7 protein-coding genes, 6 pseudogenes and 1 other annotated feature are annotated in these 17,934 nt (G+C 44.2%); all 13 genes and pseudogenes read right to left on the reverse strand.

All coding sequences use genetic code 11. The annotated features are described in order from the left end of the window. Window positions 1-49: 49 nt before the first annotated feature. The 13 genes and pseudogenes from MMY81_RS16350 to gyrB all read right to left on the reverse strand — a co-directional run bounded on the left by MMY81_RS16350 (window position 50) and on the right by gyrB (window position 17,891). Entirely contained in the window at window positions 50-970 is a 921-nt protein-coding gene (locus MMY81_RS16350; RefSeq protein WP_252313700.1) for an ABC transporter permease, read from the reverse strand. Window positions 971-983: 13 nt separating this feature from the next. Further along, window positions 984-1,949 (reverse strand): ABC transporter permease, encoded by a 966-nt coding sequence (locus MMY81_RS16355; protein ID WP_252313701.1) that lies wholly within the window; start codon window positions 1,947-1,949, stop codon window positions 984-986. 199 nt (window positions 1,950-2,148) lie between these two features. After that, on the reverse strand, window positions 2,149-3,879 hold the full coding sequence (locus MMY81_RS16360) for an ABC transporter substrate-binding protein (protein ID WP_252313702.1): 1,731 nt from the start codon (window positions 3,877-3,879) through the stop codon (window positions 2,149-2,151). A gap of 84 nt (window positions 3,880-3,963) precedes the next feature. Continuing rightward, window positions 3,964-4,970, reverse strand: a pseudogene (locus MMY81_RS16365) (ABC transporter ATP-binding protein). 491 nt (window positions 4,971-5,461) lie between these two features. Then, window positions 5,462-6,040 (reverse strand): ABC transporter ATP-binding protein, encoded by a 579-nt coding sequence (locus MMY81_RS35390; protein WP_374562130.1) that lies wholly within the window; start codon window positions 6,038-6,040, stop codon window positions 5,462-5,464. 44 nt (window positions 6,041-6,084) lie between these two features. Next, window positions 6,085-6,546, reverse strand: coding sequence for an Lrp/AsnC family transcriptional regulator (locus MMY81_RS16375; RefSeq protein ID WP_252313703.1), 462 nt, complete (start codon window positions 6,544-6,546; stop codon window positions 6,085-6,087). Between the two features lie 346 nt (window positions 6,547-6,892). After that, window positions 6,893-8,171: pseudogene (serS, locus tag MMY81_RS16380) on the reverse strand (serine--tRNA ligase). 60 nt (window positions 8,172-8,231) lie between these two features. Next, window positions 8,232-8,448, reverse strand: a binding site (T-box leader). After that, window positions 8,444-9,057: pseudogene (pdxT, locus tag MMY81_RS16385) on the reverse strand (pyridoxal 5'-phosphate synthase glutaminase subunit PdxT). It overlaps the preceding feature by 5 nt. A gap of 36 nt (window positions 9,058-9,093) precedes the next feature. Continuing rightward, window positions 9,094-9,978, reverse strand: a complete 885-nt coding sequence (pdxS, locus tag MMY81_RS16390; RefSeq protein ID WP_252313704.1) for a pyridoxal 5'-phosphate synthase lyase subunit PdxS — start codon at window positions 9,976-9,978, stop codon at window positions 9,094-9,096. Between the two features lie 207 nt (window positions 9,979-10,185). Next, the gene (locus MMY81_RS16395) at window positions 10,186-11,505 is read right to left on the reverse strand and encodes a serine hydrolase (protein ID WP_252313705.1); all 1,320 of its coding nucleotides are present in this window, start codon (window positions 11,503-11,505) and stop codon (window positions 10,186-10,188) included. Window positions 11,506-11,664: 159 nt separating this feature from the next. Next, window positions 11,665-13,120 (reverse strand): annotated as a pseudogene (gene guaB / locus MMY81_RS16400) (IMP dehydrogenase). Window positions 13,121-13,366: 246 nt separating this feature from the next. Then, window positions 13,367-15,880, reverse strand: a pseudogene (gene gyrA / locus MMY81_RS16405) (DNA gyrase subunit A). A 106-nt stretch (window positions 15,881-15,986) separates the two neighbouring features. Next, window positions 15,987-17,891 (reverse strand): annotated as a pseudogene (gyrB, locus tag MMY81_RS16410) (DNA topoisomerase (ATP-hydrolyzing) subunit B). Window positions 17,892-17,934: the final 43 nt, after the last annotated feature.

Raw genomic sequence — 17,934 nt, forward strand, 5'->3', positions numbered from 1 at the left:
ATAGCATATACAAAATACCGGTGCAATAGAAAATAAAAGAAAGAGCAATTTAATTTTGCTCTTTCTTTGGTTTTAGCGTTTTCCACCTTTGGATCGAACGCATCCGAAGTCCATCTCCGATAAAATTAATGGAGAGAACCACAAGAAGAATAGACAGACCTGGTGGAATCCAGGCTTCTGGAGCTCCTGAAGAACTCGTATACTTCTTGCTTCGTTTACCATGTTTCCCCATGTAGGAGTAGGCTGCGGAATACCAAATCCTACGAAACTTAACGCAGATTCTAAAATGATCATCGTTGCCATCATAATTGTAGCGTTCGATAATCGGACCGACAGCATTGGGCAGAAAGTGCTTCGTAATGATACGCCAATCTGAACATCCGATTGATCTTGCTCCAAGAATAAATTCTTTTTCCCTGATTGATAAAAACGTTCCTCTCAGAATTCTCGTAATGTTCGGCCAGGTTGTCGCTGCAATGACTACTACAAACAATGTAATAGTTATATTTTGAATAATCGCGATTACCGTAAGAACAAAAAGAAGAAATGGAAGCGTAAGAACAACATCAGCAAGTCTCATAATAATACCGTCTACAATACCGCCGTAGTACCCTGCAATAGAGCCCAAAATCACTCCAATCACTAATGTACAAAACATGGCGAAAAAGCCAATAAGCAGCGTAACCCTCGCTCCATAGACCAGTCTGGCAAAATTGTCCCTGCCGGAACTGTCGGTGCCAAGCCAATGGTCAGAGCTTGGCGGCTGCATCACGTTGATTAAGTCAGACTGCGTTGGGCTGTTTGGGGTCAAAAATGGTGCAAATACAGCCACTAAAGAGAAAAACACAAGAATGACAAGTCCTGATATCGCAAGCTTATTTTTCATAAATCGCTTTACCGCTAACTGAAGGGGGCTGTGGCCTTTTTGTCCGGAAGTAATAATTGGTTCTACTGGTTGTGGATTCTGCATAGCATATGCCCCCTCAATCGTAGCGTATTCTTGGATCGACTACGGCGTAGAAAATATCCGCCAACAGGTTGCCGACAAGAATCGCTACCGATAATATCAAATTAATACCCATAATAACCGGGTAATCTCTGTTAACAATAGACTCTAAAAACAATGTACCAAGGCCTGGATAGTTAAATACAGCTTCTGTAATAACAGCCCCGCTCAGCAGCGTTCCAAATTCAAAACCAAGAAGTGTAATAATAGGAATTAAGGCATTCCGGAGCGTATGTTTATATAGGACGCTTTTAGGTCCCATCCCTTTCGCCTTAGCTGTTCGTACAAAATCACTTCCCTGAATATCAAGCATTTCACTTCTCATATAGCGCATGTAAATAGCCGTACTTGCCAGGCCAAGCGTTAAACCGGGAAGAACTAAATGATGGATCCGGTCAAAGAAATATTCCAGGCCGGTCGCTCCAATAGTGGAAACAGAGCCCTGCGTTGGGAACCATCCTAGTTGGAAGCCAAAGAAATAAATCAGCAGCAGCCCGGCAAAAAAGTTTGGTGTAGCAAGGCCTACAAAAGCAAATGTTGTAGCGCCGTAATCTGCTACAGAATAAGGTTTTCTGGCGGAATAAATACCGATTGGCAAAGCAACAATAATCGTAATAAATAAAGCAAAAATAGATAAGTACAAGGTGTTTACAATACGTGACATGATTAAGCCTTCTACCGTACGGCCGTTGTAGTTAATAGAATCTCCCAGATTCCCCTGGGCCACGGACCCTACCCAGCTGAGGTATTGAACATGAAACGGCTCGTTTAATCCAAGCTCCTCTGCCCGCTGTTCGTATACTTCAGCCGGAACGTTAGGATCGATATTTTCTCCGGTTAACGGATCGCCCGGTGCTAGAAACGCTAAAAAATATACGATCAAAGATACTGCCAGCAGCATAGGAATAAATAATAATAATCTGCGCAATATATATTTATACATCTATTTCTCCTCCTGCCTTTTTCAGAAAAGACTGGGCATTGCCAGAATTTCTGCTTGCATGATGTTGTAAGAGCCTCTTCCGGCAGTCTTTTCTCAAAAATTCAAAAGCAACAGCTGAATCTCTCTTATATACTTATGTATTGAAAAATAGTTTGGATGCATGGATCGAGATCCATACATCCTTCTATTTTCATGAAAATTACTGCTCTAAATACCACTCATGCGAGTTATCAACAATGGTATGCGGCTTTCTAACAATGCCCTGCAGGGCGCTGTTATGAGCGAATACGTTGTTTTCGGCATATAGTGGAACTTCTGGAAGTTCGTCAGAAAAGAGCTGTGCCCACTCTCCATACTTTTGCTCGCGGTACTCTAATTCAAATGCATCCGGAGCCTGCATTGCTTCTTCAATTAACTGGTCGCTTTCTTCACTGTTCCAGCGAAGATAGTTGTAGGCAGCATCTGATTTATGGATACCTGATGGATCCGGATCACCGGAAGCCAAAGACCAGCCTGCTAGATACATATCTACATCATTTGAGTTGCTTTCAATATGCTCGAAGTGAGCAGCTGCTTCACGCGGATTGTTTAAATTCACATCAAGTCCTACAGCTTCAAGGTTTTCTTCGATAATTGGTGCGCTTCTTTCACGGATAAGGTTTCCAGTTGGATAGTCCAGATTCAGCGTAAAGGCTTCGCCGTCCGGGTTTTCGCGCATACCGTCTCCATTTGTATCTTCGTAGCCTGCGTCATCTAAAATTTGATTTGCCGTATCTTCGTTATACTCGTAGTTAGTAACAGAGTCAGGGTTAAACGCCCAAGATGCTTCTGGGAACGGTGCATTCAACACTTCACCATGTCCGTAAAGAAGTCCGTCAATCATGCCCTGTCGGTTAATCGCATGAGCAATCGCCTGTCGAAGTTCAACGTCCTGTACTTTTTCATTTGGCTCCCATGAGTCCGGATCCGTCAGTGAATCATCCGGGCCTCTATTGTGCTTGAAACCAAGCAGCTGATAACCAAGGTCCTGCTGCTCAAACATTGTAATGTTTTCCATTTGTTCTACGGACTCTACGTCGCCTTTAGGAACACCGCCTGGATCTTTAATAAGATCTACATCTCCGTTTTCAAGCAGTCCTGGAATAATTTCCTGGTCCATTACCTGCCATTGAATGTTATCCAGGTTAGGCTCTCCGCCCCAATACTCTTCATGCTTGGCTAAAAGATACTGCTCGCCTTCCTGTAATTCGGAAAGCTGGAAAGGACCTGTTCCGATTACTTCACCGGCGTTCAGGGAAGCACCCGCTTCCGGCATTTCATCTACAGGAATGTCAGCAAAAACGTGCTCAGGAATAATCATAAAGCTTGTGTTATAAAGGGCCGTTGGGTTCGGCTCGGCAAACGTAAATTTCACGGTATTCTCATCGACTGCTTCTACTCCTTCCAGAGTATCAGCCTCTCCGCTTGAATATTCCTCAAAGCCGGCCAATTTATTTACATAATCGATACGCAGGCCGCCTGCGTTAATATATTCCGGATCTGCAATAGATTCATAAGTAAACACTACATCATCAGCTGTAAAGGCTTCGCCATCATGCCACGTTACGCCTTCCTCCAATGTATAAGTAAGTTCTGTCTGGTCGTCGTTGAATTCCCAATCTGACGCAAGTTCCGGAATGAACTCAAGGTTTTCATCCTGTGCCACCAGTGCCTCGTGCGTAAAATCAAGAATGTTTGCTTCATAAGCATCGCTGTAAAAGATTGGATTAAACTGGCCTTCAGGTGCGGAATACATTGCAGCCGTAATTGAGCCGCCTTCCTGAGGTTCGCCGCTGGATTCGCCGCCTTCTTCAGAATCCCCTCCTCCACTGCATGCAGACAATACTAAACCAAAAGACATCATTGATAGAAACCATGTTTTGTTTTTCAAAAAGATACCCCCTACTATATTTTATAATTACTCATTATTGAATCCTTACAGGATTCACCCCCTATACGTAATATAACCGGCTGATTAGTCTTTAGATGCATATTCCGGGCTGAGCACAGCTCCAGTTTTTGAATCAGTATACAAGTGGCATGCTACTTTATGGTCACCCCCTACATCGACAAGCTCAGGCCTTTCACCACTGCATCGGTCATGAGCCTGCGGACAGCGCGTATGAAAAGGGCACCCTGCAGGCGGATCTGATGGACTTGGCAGATCTCCCTGCAGATGAACTTTTTTCTTTCTTTTTTTTACATCCGGTTCGGGAACCGCTGAAATAAGTGCCTGAGTGTATGGATGCAGGGGCTGGGAGTAGAGGCTGCTTTTTGGAGCTATTTCTGCAATTCTTCCTAAATACATCACAGCTACACGATCACTAATATGTTTGACTACACTTAAGTCGTGGGCAATAAACAAATAGGTTAAATCAAAATCATCCTGCAGCTGTTTCATCAGGTTTAATACCTGCGACTGGACCGATACATCGAGAGCAGAAACCGGTTCATCTCCGATAATAAATTTAGGTCTGGTGGAAATAGAACGTGCTATTCCAATACGCTGACGCTGGCCGCCCGAGAATTCGTGCGGATATTTAAACCGTGCATCTCCGCCAAGACCTACTGTTTCCAGAAGCTCAATCACTCTTTCTCTGCGCTGCTCTTTTGTTAAATTCTCATGAAGAAGCATCGGCTCTTCAATCAGTTCCCCAACGCTCATCCGTGGATTTAAAGAACCGTACGGATCCTGGAATATCATCTGCATGTCTTTTCTCGAAGGTCTTATTTTCCGCTGCGATAACTTAGAGATATCTTTATCATCAAAAATGACTTTTCCCTCTGTTGGTGTGTATCAAGCCGCAAAATAATTCGTCCCAATGTAGATTTTCCGGAACCGGATTCTCCTACAATACCCAGCGTCTCTCCTTTATAAATATCGATGGAAATATCATCAACTGCTTTCACATGAGAAACAGTTCGTCTCAATATGCCGCCTTTTATAGGAAAGTATTTTTTTAAGTTTTTAATCTCTACCAGCTTTCCTTCGCATGGAGAGCAGGAACCTGGCTGTCTGTCCTCTTCCGTTTACTCTATTACTGAACTGGGTCAATGGCGTCTGCCTCCTTGGAACTCTGACTGTAAAGAATGCAGCGCACCTCGTGGCCTGGCTCATCTTCGTATATAGGAGGCACCGACTTGGTACACTCTTCCATGACATGCTACAGCGGGGAGCAAATCTGCAGCCCTGCGGGAAATCAGTGGCAGGGGGCACGGGCCTGGAATCGATTCTAATATTGTTTATCATCATCAATTTTTGGCATGCTGATTTAACAGCCCTACAGTATACGGATGTTTCGGATTCTCAAACAATTCATTTACCGCAGCTGATTCTACAATCTGCCCTCCGTACATAACCATTACTCTATCCGCCGTTTGCGGCGACTACGCCGAGATCATGAGTAATGATCAAAATAGCCGAGTGATTTTTCTTTGATATCAAGCAAAATCCAAAATTTGTGCTTGAATCGTTACATCGAGCGCAGTAGTCGGCTCATCTGCAATAATAAGCTTTGGATCACAGGAAAGGCGATGGCAATGATTACTCTTTGTCTCATTCCGCCGGAAAGCTGGTGCGGGTATTCATGAATCGTTTGTTCTGCACGGGGGAAACCAACCAGCTTAAGCAGTTCAATCGCTTTCTGCCTGGCTTCTTTTTTCTTCATTCCTCTATGTTTAATCAGCGGTTCTGCTATTTGCATCCCAATAGTGAATACAGGATTTAATGACGTCATAGGCTCCTGAAAAATCATTCCTATTTTATTGCCTCGTACTTTTATCATTTCCTTTTCAGAGAGATCCAATAAATCCTGATTTTCTAATTTGATGGATCCTTCCACAATCTTTCCGGCAGGTTCTGGTACAAGCCTCATAATCGACATGGATGTTATGCTTTTTCCGCTGCCGGATTCACCAACCAAAGCTACTGTTTCTCCGTTATGTATAGTAAAATCGATTCCATCAACAGCTTTGGCTGTTTTTCCATTTTCTAAAGAAAAATATGTTTTCAGCCCTGACACTTTCAGCAGCTCGGTCTGATTATTACTCATGAACCCACCCCAATTTATTAATTTACCTCTGATTTACCAAACGTTCATGAATTCTCTGCTTGTATGTACGAAAATGAATCCTTATACTGCTTCAGCTCTACGTTTACGTCAGCATTTAAAATACCTTCAATTTTTGCAAGTTCCTTGTTAACAAAATTCACTAAATCCTCATTACTCTTGAAATAAGCTTGTATAATAAGATCATGTTTACCTGAAAATGCTCCTACGAACCTTACTTCTGGATGCTTCTGCAGGGACCTTGCAATATCTTCCTGCGCCCCGAGCCTCGTTGAAAATCCTATAATTGCCTGCACCTCCAACCCCACTTTGTTTGGATTGGTATGAATAATAAATTCAAACACACCGGCACTAAGCATCTTGTTGATACGTGAACGTATCGTTCCCTCACTGCATTCTAAGTATCGTGCTATTTCACTGTAAGATCTTTTTCCATTCTCCTGCAGGTATCCAAGAATGGCCATATCCGTACTATCCAGCTGGCTCATTAGGCATCACTTCTTTTCTTTATGTATATTTCGCTGATTTCTTTACTATTTATTACGAAAAATGAAACAAATCGATAAAATATTGAGATAATTCGCAAGATTTTTTTATTTGATTAACGTAATTATAAGTACTACATAGAATATTTGCAATATTGTTTTTATATTTTTATTAAATTTAAATGACAGATTATCTAACAATGACTACTGCGAAAATATCAAATCTCCTGTTAAATAATACATTGATAACGCTTACATTACAATTTTTTTATGAAATATAATAAAAAATTCGTAGACAAAAAACAGGAGAGCTATTCGCTCTCCTGCTTTCTTAGAAAAAATTGGTTATTTACTTAGCTGAAATATGCGTTTTTCCACCCATATAGCCTTGAAGTACTTTAGGAATACGTATTGAACCGTCCTCCTGCTGATGATTCTCCATTAAAGCAGCTACCGTTCGTCCTACCGCTAATCCGGAACCATTAAGCGTATGGACAAATTCTGTTTTGGCTTTTGGCTCCCGCTTAAATCTAATGTTAGCGCGGCGGGCCTGAAAATCTTCAAAATTACTGCAGGATGAGATTTCTTTATAATCTTCGTAGCTTGGAAGCCATACTTCAATGTCATATTTCTTAGCGGCTGTAAATCCTAGGTCTGCGGTACACATGTTCAGTACGCGGTAAGGAAGCTCCAGGTCCTGAAGAACCTTTTCAGCATGACCGGTTAAAAGCTCCAGCTGCTCGTAGGAGTTTTCCGGATGCACAAAACGCACAAGTTCTACTTTATTAAACTGATGCTGGCGAATCAAACCTCTCGTATCCCGGCCGGCAGACCCTGCTTCTGAACGAAAGCAGGCACTGTAGGCAGAATAACCAAATGGCAGCTTCCAGCCTTCAATAATTTCGTCCCGGTGCATATTAGTAACCGGCACTTCGGCAGTAGGGATCAAAAAGTAGTCCTCTTCGCGGATGTTGAACGCGTCTTCTTCAAATTTTGGAAGCTGTCCTGTTCCCGTCATGCTTTCTCGGTTAACCATGTAAGGAGGAATCACTTCTTCATATTCATGCTTATCTGAATGAAGATCCATCATATAAGATATCAACGCACGCTCCAGCTTGGCTCCGGCTCCTTTATAAAAAACAAAACGGCTGCCGGTCACTTTCGAGGCGCGTTCAAAATCAAGCATACCAAGCTCCACTCCAAGATCCCAATGTGCTTTTACAGGAAACGAAAAGGAAGGCGCCTCGCCCCATTTCCGAATTTCTTCGTTATCCTCTTCACTTTCGCCAATCGGACACTCTCATGGGAATGTTCGGAATCGTAAGCATGAGCTGCTGCAGGTCTTCTTCTACCGTACGAAGCTCTTCGTCATACTTTTTCATATTGACGGATACATTTTTTGTTTCATCAATCAAATCCTGCGCATCTATGTTTTCCCGTTTGCGTTTGGCTACTTCCTGAGAGACTTCATTTCGCCTCTTTTTTAATTCCTCCGTTTTTTGAATAAGACTTCTTCGGCTTTCGTCAAGCTCTAGAAAACGATCGAGTTCGTCAATATTCTCGCCTCTTTTTTCCAGCTTTTTCTTCACTTCATCAAAATCTTTTCTTAGTCTTTTTACGTCCAGCATACTGCTGCCTCCTCTGATTTAATAATAGAATTTCAAACAAAAAACTCCCGCCCTTTATAGAAAAGGGACGAGAGTTCACCCGCGTTGCCACCCAGATTGCAGCATAGCCTGCTGCCTCTTTGTTCATCTGCTAACGGGGATGAGCCGGGAGAGGCTACTTGGTGTTCACTTCTCCACTCCGGATTGGATTCCTGAAGAACCGGTGCCTGCTTCCACCACTGCACAGGCTCTCTGTGTTCCGATTGTCTTCAGTACTAGTATCCATCAACGCTTTATACAGGCCTGACCGTTTCCTGCGCCGGCCTTGTTTCTTTTGCTTCTTTAACCATTTTAACAAAAAATTGATGCAGACGGGCATCATCTGTTAATTCCGGATGAAATGAGCAGGCCAGCAGATGATTCTGCTTCGCTGCTACAATTTCTCCTTCATACTCCGCCAGAATGTCAACGGATTCTCCCGTTTCGGAAATGAGCGGGGCCGGATAAAGACAGCTTCTACATCGTCAGCCACCTGATCGACGACGAGCGTCGTTTCGAAACTCTCCCGCTGTCGCCCAAAGGCGTTTCGTTCCACTTTCATGTCCATTAGCTGCAGATGGCCTTCTTCGTCTGAGCCTTCAATTCGTTCAGCCATAAGAATTAAGCCGGCACATGTACCGAAAATAGGCTTTCCAACCTCTGCAAAATCGCGGAGTGGCTGAAAAAAACCATATTTGTTTACTAAACGGCGCATGGTCGTACTTTCTCCTCCAGGAAATACAAGGCCGTCCAAGTCATCTAGCTGCTCAACCCGTTTAATAATTACGACTTCTGTATTTGGAGCTTCCAGGCTTTTTACATGTTCCCGGACAGCTCCCTGTAAAGCAAGCACACCAATTTTCACCATATTAGCATTCCTTCTTTCAAGCTTTATAATAGCGGATTACCAGCCGCGGTCCTGCATACGGTCACCTGGAGCAAGCGTGGAAATTTCAAGACCTTTCATCGCTTCTCCAATGTCTTTTGAAACGCGTCCGATTAATTCATAGTCGTCATAATGAGTCGTAGCTTCTACGATAGCACGGGCAAATTTCTCCGGCTGATTGGATTTGAAAATACCGGATCCAACAAACACACCGTCTGCGCCCAGCTGCATCATAAGCGCTGCATCAGAAGGAGTAGCAATTCCTCCTGCAGCAAAATTCACGACAGGCAGGCCTTTATTTTCCTGAATCTGCACAAGAAGCTCAAAAGGCGCTCCCAGATTCTTTGCTTCTGTCATTAGTTCATCACGGGACATACCGATAACACGCTTCACCTGAGACTGGATCATTCTCATGTGACGAACGGCTTCAACAATATTTCCTGTGCCGGGCTCGCCTTTTGTACGAAGCATGGAAGCTCCTTCGCCTACACGACGCATAGCCTCTCCGAGATCTCTGGCTCCACATACAAATGGAACGGTAAATTCGCTTTTATCCAGGTGATAGACTTCATCGGCCGGTGTTAATACTTCACTTTCGTCGATATAGTCTGCTCCGAGTGCTTCAAGTACACGAGCCTCTACTATGTGACCGATACGGGCTTTAGCCATGACAGGAATCGATACTGCTGCCATTACTTCCTCTACAATAGTAGGGTCAGCCATACGAGCCACTCCGCCCGCTGCACGGATGTCAGAAGGTACGCGCTCGAGTGCCATAACGGCCACTGCTCCTGCTTCTTCTGCTATTTTAGCCTGTTCGGCATTAATGACGTCCATAATGACGCCGCCTTTTTGCATTTCAGCCATACCTCTTTTTACGCGATCTGTTCCTTTATCTGCCATTATCCTAATCCCTCCGCTGTATAATACTGCCTGGTTACTAAGCAGTCTATCTCTATTTATTACAAAGCTTCTCCTTTATTGAAAACTTTCCTTAAAAAGGCAATAGGATAACTCTGCATTGCATCACTATTCCCATTGTATCACTGCTTCGCCAAGGAATAAAGACATTCGCACGGGCTTTCTGTAAAAAAGAAAAAGAAGAATATTTTATAAAATATTCTTCATCCAGTCTCCTGCATTATAACGAATGCTGTTAAATAAGCCGCCTACATTATCAAGAGCAGAAGAAAACCAGGTAGCTTCTTCAATCGTTTCGTCTGCAATAAGAGGTACACGATTTGGTACTCTCATCGAATCCAGCAGGTACTCACCGCCGGTACCATTTGTTTGAAGACGTATGGTACCAACTACATCGCCTTTTTTAACTGGAGCCTGCAGATTTCCTTCTTCATCCACTTTTTCCGAATCGAGCATTGTATCGATTTGAGGTTCTTTTCCTCCTTCTTCCACGTATGCTGAAATATTGTCACCGGCCACTACAGCAACTTCATCATTTCTGCCTTGTGACACTGGTAAAGTACTGCTTCCCTGAAGGCTTTCACCCTCTTCTACGTACTTGTTCTCCGAAATCACATCAAATCCATAGTCGTACAGTTTAGCGGTTTCCGTAAAACGGGCATTTCTGGACTCTGTACGCATAACAACAGAAATATACCGGCGCTCATCTCTTTCCACTGTTCCCGTGAAAGCATTACCAGCCAAATTGGTAGATCCTGTTTTTAACCCGTCTACTCCTTCGTATTCCTGTTCAAATCCAGGCAGCATCCAATTCCAGTTTTCTAAAACGACTTCATCATTAGTGCCTTCTCCAAACAACACTTCTTCTTCAGAAGCAATCTCAAGTATCTCCGGATAATCATTAAGGAGATTATACGCTAATATAGCGGTATCTCTAGCAGACATCATATTTTCTTCGTCCGCTCCCGTACCGGAAGGGTGTTCTCCAGCCATCGAAGTATTGTTCAGTCCGCTGGCATTCACGAATTTATAATCACTCATACCAAGTTGTTCTGCTTTGGCATTCATCTCATCAACAAAGGCCCGCTCCGAGCCGGCCAAATGTTCTGCCAAGGCTACAGTGGCCCCATTAGCAGAGTCTACAGCCATCGCTTCATAAAGTTCTTCGACCGTGTAGGATTGTGATTCCCGCAGAGGGACGTTAGCCAATCCCGGTCTTATCGATAAAGCAGCTACTTTGCTGCTGATTTCCACTTCGTCTTCCCATGATATGCTCTGTTCGTCTATAGCTTGATGGACTAAATATTCAGCCATCATTTTGGACATACTTGCAGGGGGTAGACTTGTATCAATATTGTCCTGATACACAATCTCTCCTGTCTCAGCATCTACTAAAATCGCAGCTTCTGCCTCTAAAGCAGGAGCCTCTGCTTCCACATCCATATGCAAGCCGACCAGCATCATAACGGCTATAGCTAGAGCCAGGCTGGATTTTAATAAGCTCTTCATAAATGTAACGCACCTCCGAAATATACTTCCGTTAGTTTATCACAGCCGCCTGTAAAAGAATAGACAACAAAATGTAACTAAACTCTAATATTTCATTATTTCCATGCAAAAAAACACTCAAGCCAAGTCTGCTTGAGTGTTTGCTGTTTAGCCGCTGTATTACAGGCTGTAGTTTGGGGATTCTTTTGTAATCTGTACATCGTGCGGATGGCTCTCACGCAGACCTGCATTCGTGATGCGGATAAATTGTCCATTTTCCCGAAGGTCTTCCAGAGTAGCGGTACCGCAGTACCCCATACCGGCACGAATGCCTCCGATCAACTGGTGTATCGTATCAGCAAGTGGTCCTTTATACGGTGTTCTTCCTTCGATACCTTCTGGTACAAGCTTTTGGTTATCTTCCTGGAAGTAACGGTCCTTGCTGCCTTTTTCCATAGCAGCCATAGAACCCATGCCGCGGTAAACCTTAAACTGACGTCCCTGGAAAATCTCGCGCTCTCCCGGGCTTTCTGATACTCCGGCCAGAAGGCTTCCGAGCATAACCGCATGGCCGCCGGCTGCAAGCGCCTTTACGATATCTCCGGAATATTTAATGCCTCCATCTGCAATAATCGGTACGTTGTGTTTTTCTGCTTCTTCAGCGCAGTCAAAAATAGCTGTAATCTGTGGAACACCTACACCGGCCACAACCCGTGTCGTGCAGATGGACCCAGGACCAATACCGACTTTTACAACATCTGCGCCCGCTTCGATTAAATCACGAGTACCTGCTGCTGTTGCCACGTTTCCTGCGATTAAAATCACATCCGGGAACGCACTGCGGATTTCGGCTATTTTATCCAATACACCTTTGGAATGACCGTGTGCTGTATCAATAACTAGAGCATCAACACCTGCATCAACAAGCAGTTCCACACGCTTTAACACATCTGCAGTTACACCGACAGCTGCTCCGGCAAGAAGACGTCCGTGTTTATCTTTAGCCGAATGAGGAAACTCAATAAGCTTTTCGATGTCTTTGATAGTAATTAAACCTTTTAACGTACCATCTTTTTCTACAAGCGGAAGCTTTTCGATCCGGTGCTGTTGAAGGATTTTCTCTGCTTCTTTTAAGGTAGTTCCCACCGAAGCGGTAACAAGGTTGGTTTTAGTCATAACGTCTTCAATTTTAATAGAGTAGTCTTCAATAAAACGAAGATCCCGATTCGTCAAAATACCAACAAGCTTTCTGCTTTCATCTACAATCGGCACGCCGGAAATACGAAACTTACCCATTAAATGCTCCGCATCAAACACCTGACGATCTGCGGTCAGATAAAAAGGATCGGTAATAACGCCGCTCTCCGAACGTTTTACACGGTCTACCATTTCTGCCTGCTCTTCTATGGACATGTTCTTGTGGATAATGCCAAGGCCGCCTTCTCGTGCAATGGCAATGGCCATGCCGGCTTCCGTTACGGTGTCCATGCCGCACTAATAATAGGAAGGTTCAACGGAAGTTTGTCTCCTAATGACGTTTTTACAGAAACGTCCCGGGGATGAATCTCTGAACGATCCGGGATCAAAGCACGTCATCAAACGTTAACCCCTCTTTTCCAAATTTATCTTCACGCATATGATATTCATCCTTTCCGCCTGTAAGTTTTTTCGATCATTTCTGATCTGTAAATGCCCATTTCATGCTGGTGACTTACGATTTCCTCATATCTTATCATTTTTTTCTGTACTGTCACGACTAATATGCATATGTTTAAACATTCCGAAAACTGGTAGGGCTTACTTTTCCAATAATAGGAAATCAGCTTTTTATACAGCCATTGCTATATAAAAAGCAGCCCCCTGATAAAGGGCTGCCCGTTATTTATTCTTCTTCAGGCTCTTCCGGGCCGTCATTGGTTGTATCGTTGGTTTCATTATCTGTTTCTGTTGGTTCCGCATCTTCTGAAGAAAGCGGATCTGCCGTTTCACCTTCCAGCAGTTCATCTTCAAGTAAAGCTTCTTCTTCAGGAGAATCTACAGGAGCTACGGTAGACACGAGTTCCCCGTCGCCAAGACGGATTAAACGGACTCCCTGGGCATAGCGTCCCATCGTAGAAATTCCTTCTACGCTCATGCGGATCAGCACGCCGTGTGCCGTCATAATCATGATTTCCTGCTCTTCTCCTACACATCTCATTGCAATAAGCGTGCCGTTTCGTTCCGTCAGGTTGGTCGCCTTCAAGCCTTTACCACCGCGGTGCTGCACCTTGAATTCACTGATTGGAGTACGTTTACCGTATCCTTTGTCTGTAACAACCAGTACATCACGGTCCTCGCTTGCAATGTCCATGCCGACGATTTCATCCTCACCTGTTAAACTAATTGCTTTTACGCCGGATGCTGTACGTCCCATTGCGCGGACATCCTGTTCAAGGAAATGAATAGCCATGCCTTGTTTTGTTCCGAGAATAATGTGGTCTTCTCCTTTTGTAAGCCTCACGCCGTAAAGCTCATCGTCTTCTCTAACGTTAATGGCAAACAGACCGCCTTTACGAATATTGGAAAAAGCGGATAAAGGAGAACGCTTGGATATTCCTTTTTTCGTAAGGAAGAATAAATACGTGTCGTCCGTAAATTCTTCTACAGGCATCACCGTACTAATGTATTCATCCTTCTCAATTTGAAGAAGGTTGATCGCCGGTATACCTTTAGCCGTCCGTGAGAGCTCCGGTATTTCGTAAGCTTTCAACCGATAAGCTTTTCCTTTATTCGTAAAGAAAAGAATGGTCTGATGGGAGCCTGTAGTAAACAAATGCTCTACGAAATCCTCATCATTGGTTCCCATCCCCTGTACGCCGCGTCCGCCGCGCTTCTGGCTGCGGTAGGTGCTGCTGAGCATCCGCTTAAGGTAGCCATTGTGCGTAATGGTAATAACCACGTTCTGTCTTGGGATAAGATCTTCATCCTCTATCTGGTTTTCCCCTGCTTCAATGCCTGTTCTCCGTTTATCATTAAAACGGTCTTTTACATCCTGCAGTTCCTCCCGGATAATCTCGAGGACCTTTTCTTCACTGTTGAGAATTGCTTTAAGCTCATTAATACGCTCTAACAGCTCCTGGTACTCGTTTTCAATTTTGTCGCGCTCCAGGCCGGTTAAGCGCTGCAGTCTCATATCAAGAATAGCCTGAGCCTGTTCATAGCTGAGACCGTATTCTTCCATAAGGCCGTTGCGGGCTGCATCGGTTGTCTGGGATCCGCGGATCAATGCAATAATTTTATCAATATGATCCAATGCAATACGGAGACCTTCTAAAATATGAGCTCTCGCTTCAGCTTTTTTTAATTCGAAGGCTGTACGGCGCTTAATCACCACTTTTTGGTGTTCCAGGTAATGGTAAAGCATTTCTTTTAAATTCAGTACTTTTGGCTGGCCGTCTACAAGAGCCAGCATGTTAATACCAAAGCTCGTCTGCAGGGAGGTCTGCTTATATAAGTTGTTTAAAAGAACATTGGCATTGGCATCTCTTCTAACTTCAATGACAATTCTCATGCCATTTCGGTCAGATTCATCGCGCAGATCCGTAATACCTTCGATTTTTTTATCACGGGCCAATTCAGCAATTTTTTCAATCAGACGTGCTTTATTGACCTGATAAGGAAGCTGATCCACAATAATCGTCTGTTTACCGTTTTTCTGCTCTATGATTTCTGCTTTTGAACGGATAATAATAGAGCCGCGGCCGGTCTGGTACGCACGTTTAATGCCCAGACGTCCCATAATGGAGGCACCTGTCGGAAAGTCAGGTCCCGGTATATATTCCATCAGTTCCGGTATTGTAATATCCGGATTGTCCGCCACAGCAAGAACGCCGTCAATGACTTCTCCAAGCTGATGGGGAGGAATATTCGTTGCCATCCCTACAGCAATACCAGAAGCTCCATTTACAAGAAGGTTAGGGAAACGGGCCGGGAGTACAATCGGCTCTCTTTCGTTTCCATCATAGTTTTCCTGAAATCAATCGTGTCCTTGTTCAGGTCACGTACCATTTCCATGGAGATCTTGGCCAGACGCGCCTCTGTATAACGCATTGCAGCAGCGCATCCCATCGACGGAACCAAAGTTGCCGTGTCCGCTGATCAGCATATTACGATAGCTGAAATCCTGCGCCATCCGTACCATCGTTTCATACACTGCCGAATCACCGTGTGGGTGATACTTACCAATGACTTCGCCGACAATACGTGCAGATTTCTTAAAAGGTTTATCCGGTGTCATGCCGAGTTCGTTCATTGCATACAAAATACGCCGGTGAACCGGCTTCATTCCATCTCTAACGTCCGGAAGAGCACGGCTTACGATAACGCTCATCGCGTAATCCAGGAAAGAGGTTCTCATTTCCTGGCCGATATTTATGCCTGTTACTCTTGATTCATTCTCTGCCAATGTTGTAACCTCCTGTTTCGAGCCGTTCTAATTCCTGATTATGCCCCGCCGGGCGTGGTTAAATGTCCAGGTTTTTCACGTAGTGGGCATTTGCCTGTATAAAGTCACGGCGCGGTTCCACACGCTCTCCCATTAACATTTCAAATACTTCATCTGCTTTCATTGCATCTTCTAGTTCTACTGCAGCAGGGAACGGCCTTCAGGATCCATCGTCGTCTCCCAAAGCTGGTCCGGATTCATTTCACCAAGACCTTTGTAACGCTGTACACCCGGTTTAGGCTGGGCCGCAAGTTCCGAAAAGATCTGGTCTCTTTCTTTTTCATCAAAAGCATAGCGGATCGTCTTTCCCTGTTTCACTTGATATAAAGGCGGCTGGGCGATATAAATATAGCCTTTTTCAATCAAAGGTCTCATATAGCGGTAGAAAACGTCAGAATCAACGTCCGAATATGCGCCCCATCGACGTCCGCATCGGTCATAATAATAATGCGGTGGTATCTTGCTTTTTCAATATCGAACTCTTCTCCAATGCCCGTACCAAGTGCTGTAATAATCGTACGGATTTCATTGTTTCCAAGAATTTTATCGAGCCGTGCTTTTTCTACGTTAATAATTTTCCCGCGGAGCGGCAGAATCGCCTGAAAATGGCGATCTCGTCCCTGTTTGGCTGAGCCTCCGGCAGAATCACCCTCTACGATGTAGATCTCGCTGATCGAAGCATCTTTGGATGAACAATCGGCCAGTTTACCAGGAAGAGAACTAACTTCCAGAGCGCTCTTTCTTCTTGTTAACTCACGGGCTTTTTTGGCTGCATCCCTTGCTCTTGAAGCCATAAGACCTTTATCTACAATTTTTCGGGCCGTATCCGGGTTTTCAGCGAGAAAGCGGGAAAAGTGTTCACTGAATAATGAATCAGTAACCGTACGGACTTCGCTGTTGCCAAGCTTTGTTTTTGTCTGGCCTTCAAACTGCGGGTCTGGTATTTTTACGGAAATAATAGCTGTCAGACCTTCTCTGACATCGTCTCCGACTAAGTTAGGATCACTTTCTTTAAATAGATTGTTTCGTCTTGCGTAATCGTTTATTACCCTGGTTAGTCCTGTCTTAAAGCCGGATTCATGCGTTCCGCCTTCGTGGGTGTTGATGTTATTGGCAAAGGAATAAATGTTGCTTGTATAACTGTCGTTATACTGCACAGCAATTTCTATTTTTGTTCCATCTCTGTCTGCTTCAATAAAAATAGGCTCTCCGTGAAGCGCTTCTTTCTGGCGGTTCAAATACTCTACAAAAGAAGCAATTCCGCCTTCATAGTGGTATTCTACTTCTTTTCCATCTTCCCGTTCGTCTTTGAGGGAGATACGAAGTCCTTTATTTAGAAAAGCAATTTCACGCAGACGGGTTGCCAGAATTTCATAATCAAATACCGTTACCTCTGTAAAAATATCAGCATCCGGCTTGAAATGAATTTTTGTTCCCGTAACATCTGTATCTCCTACCATCTGCAGATCCTGCTGAGGCACACCTTTGCGGTATGTCTGCTGGTATACATGACCCTCACGGTGAACTTCAATTTCCAATATCTCTGACAGCGCATTTACGACAGACGCTCCGACACCGTGAAGGCCTCCGGATACTTTATAGCCGCCGCCGCCGAATTTACCGCCTGCGTGCAGTACAGTCATAATAACTTCTACAGCTGGACGTCCCATTTTTTCATGGTTTCCGACCGGGATTCCGCGTCCATTATCCTGGACGGTAATACTGTTGTCCTTTTCAATAACAATGGAAATGTAGTCACAATAACCACCCATTGCTTCATCAATGCTGTTATCGACAATCTCCCACACAAGTGGTGAAGTCCTCTGGAACTAGTTGAGCCAATGTACATGCCGGGACGTTTTCTAACTGCTTCCAGGCCTTCGAGGACCTGAATCTGGCTTTCATCATATGAATTTGGATCCATTGCCAATTACATTCACCTTCTCTTCCATTACCGTATTCCAAAT

The organism is Sinobaca sp. H24 (genome assembly GCF_023845525.1).

What these genes read in the sequence shown, in the direction of transcription:
- MMY81_RS35390 (WP_374562130.1), bottom strand. Translation starts at nt 6,040, where the DNA reads ATGAGTAATAATCAGACCGAGCTGCTGAAAGTGTCAGGGCTGAAAACA.
- MMY81_RS16395 (WP_252313705.1), bottom strand. Translation starts at nt 11,505, where the DNA reads ATGAAGAGCTTATTAAAATCCAGCCTGGCTCTAGCTATAGCCGTTATG.
- MMY81_RS16355 (WP_252313701.1), bottom strand. Translation starts at nt 1,949, where the DNA reads ATGTATAAATATATATTGCGCAGATTATTATTATTTATTCCTATGCTG.
- MMY81_RS16350 (WP_252313700.1), bottom strand. Translation starts at nt 970, where the DNA reads ATGCAGAATCCACAACCAGTAGAACCAATTATTACTTCCGGACAAAAA.
- pdxS (WP_252313704.1), bottom strand. Translation starts at nt 9,978, where the DNA reads ATGGCAGATAAAGGAACAGATCGCGTAAAAAGAGGTATGGCTGAAATG.
- MMY81_RS16375 (WP_252313703.1), bottom strand. Translation starts at nt 6,546, where the DNA reads ATGAGCCAGCTGGATAGTACGGATATGGCCATTCTTGGATACCTGCAG.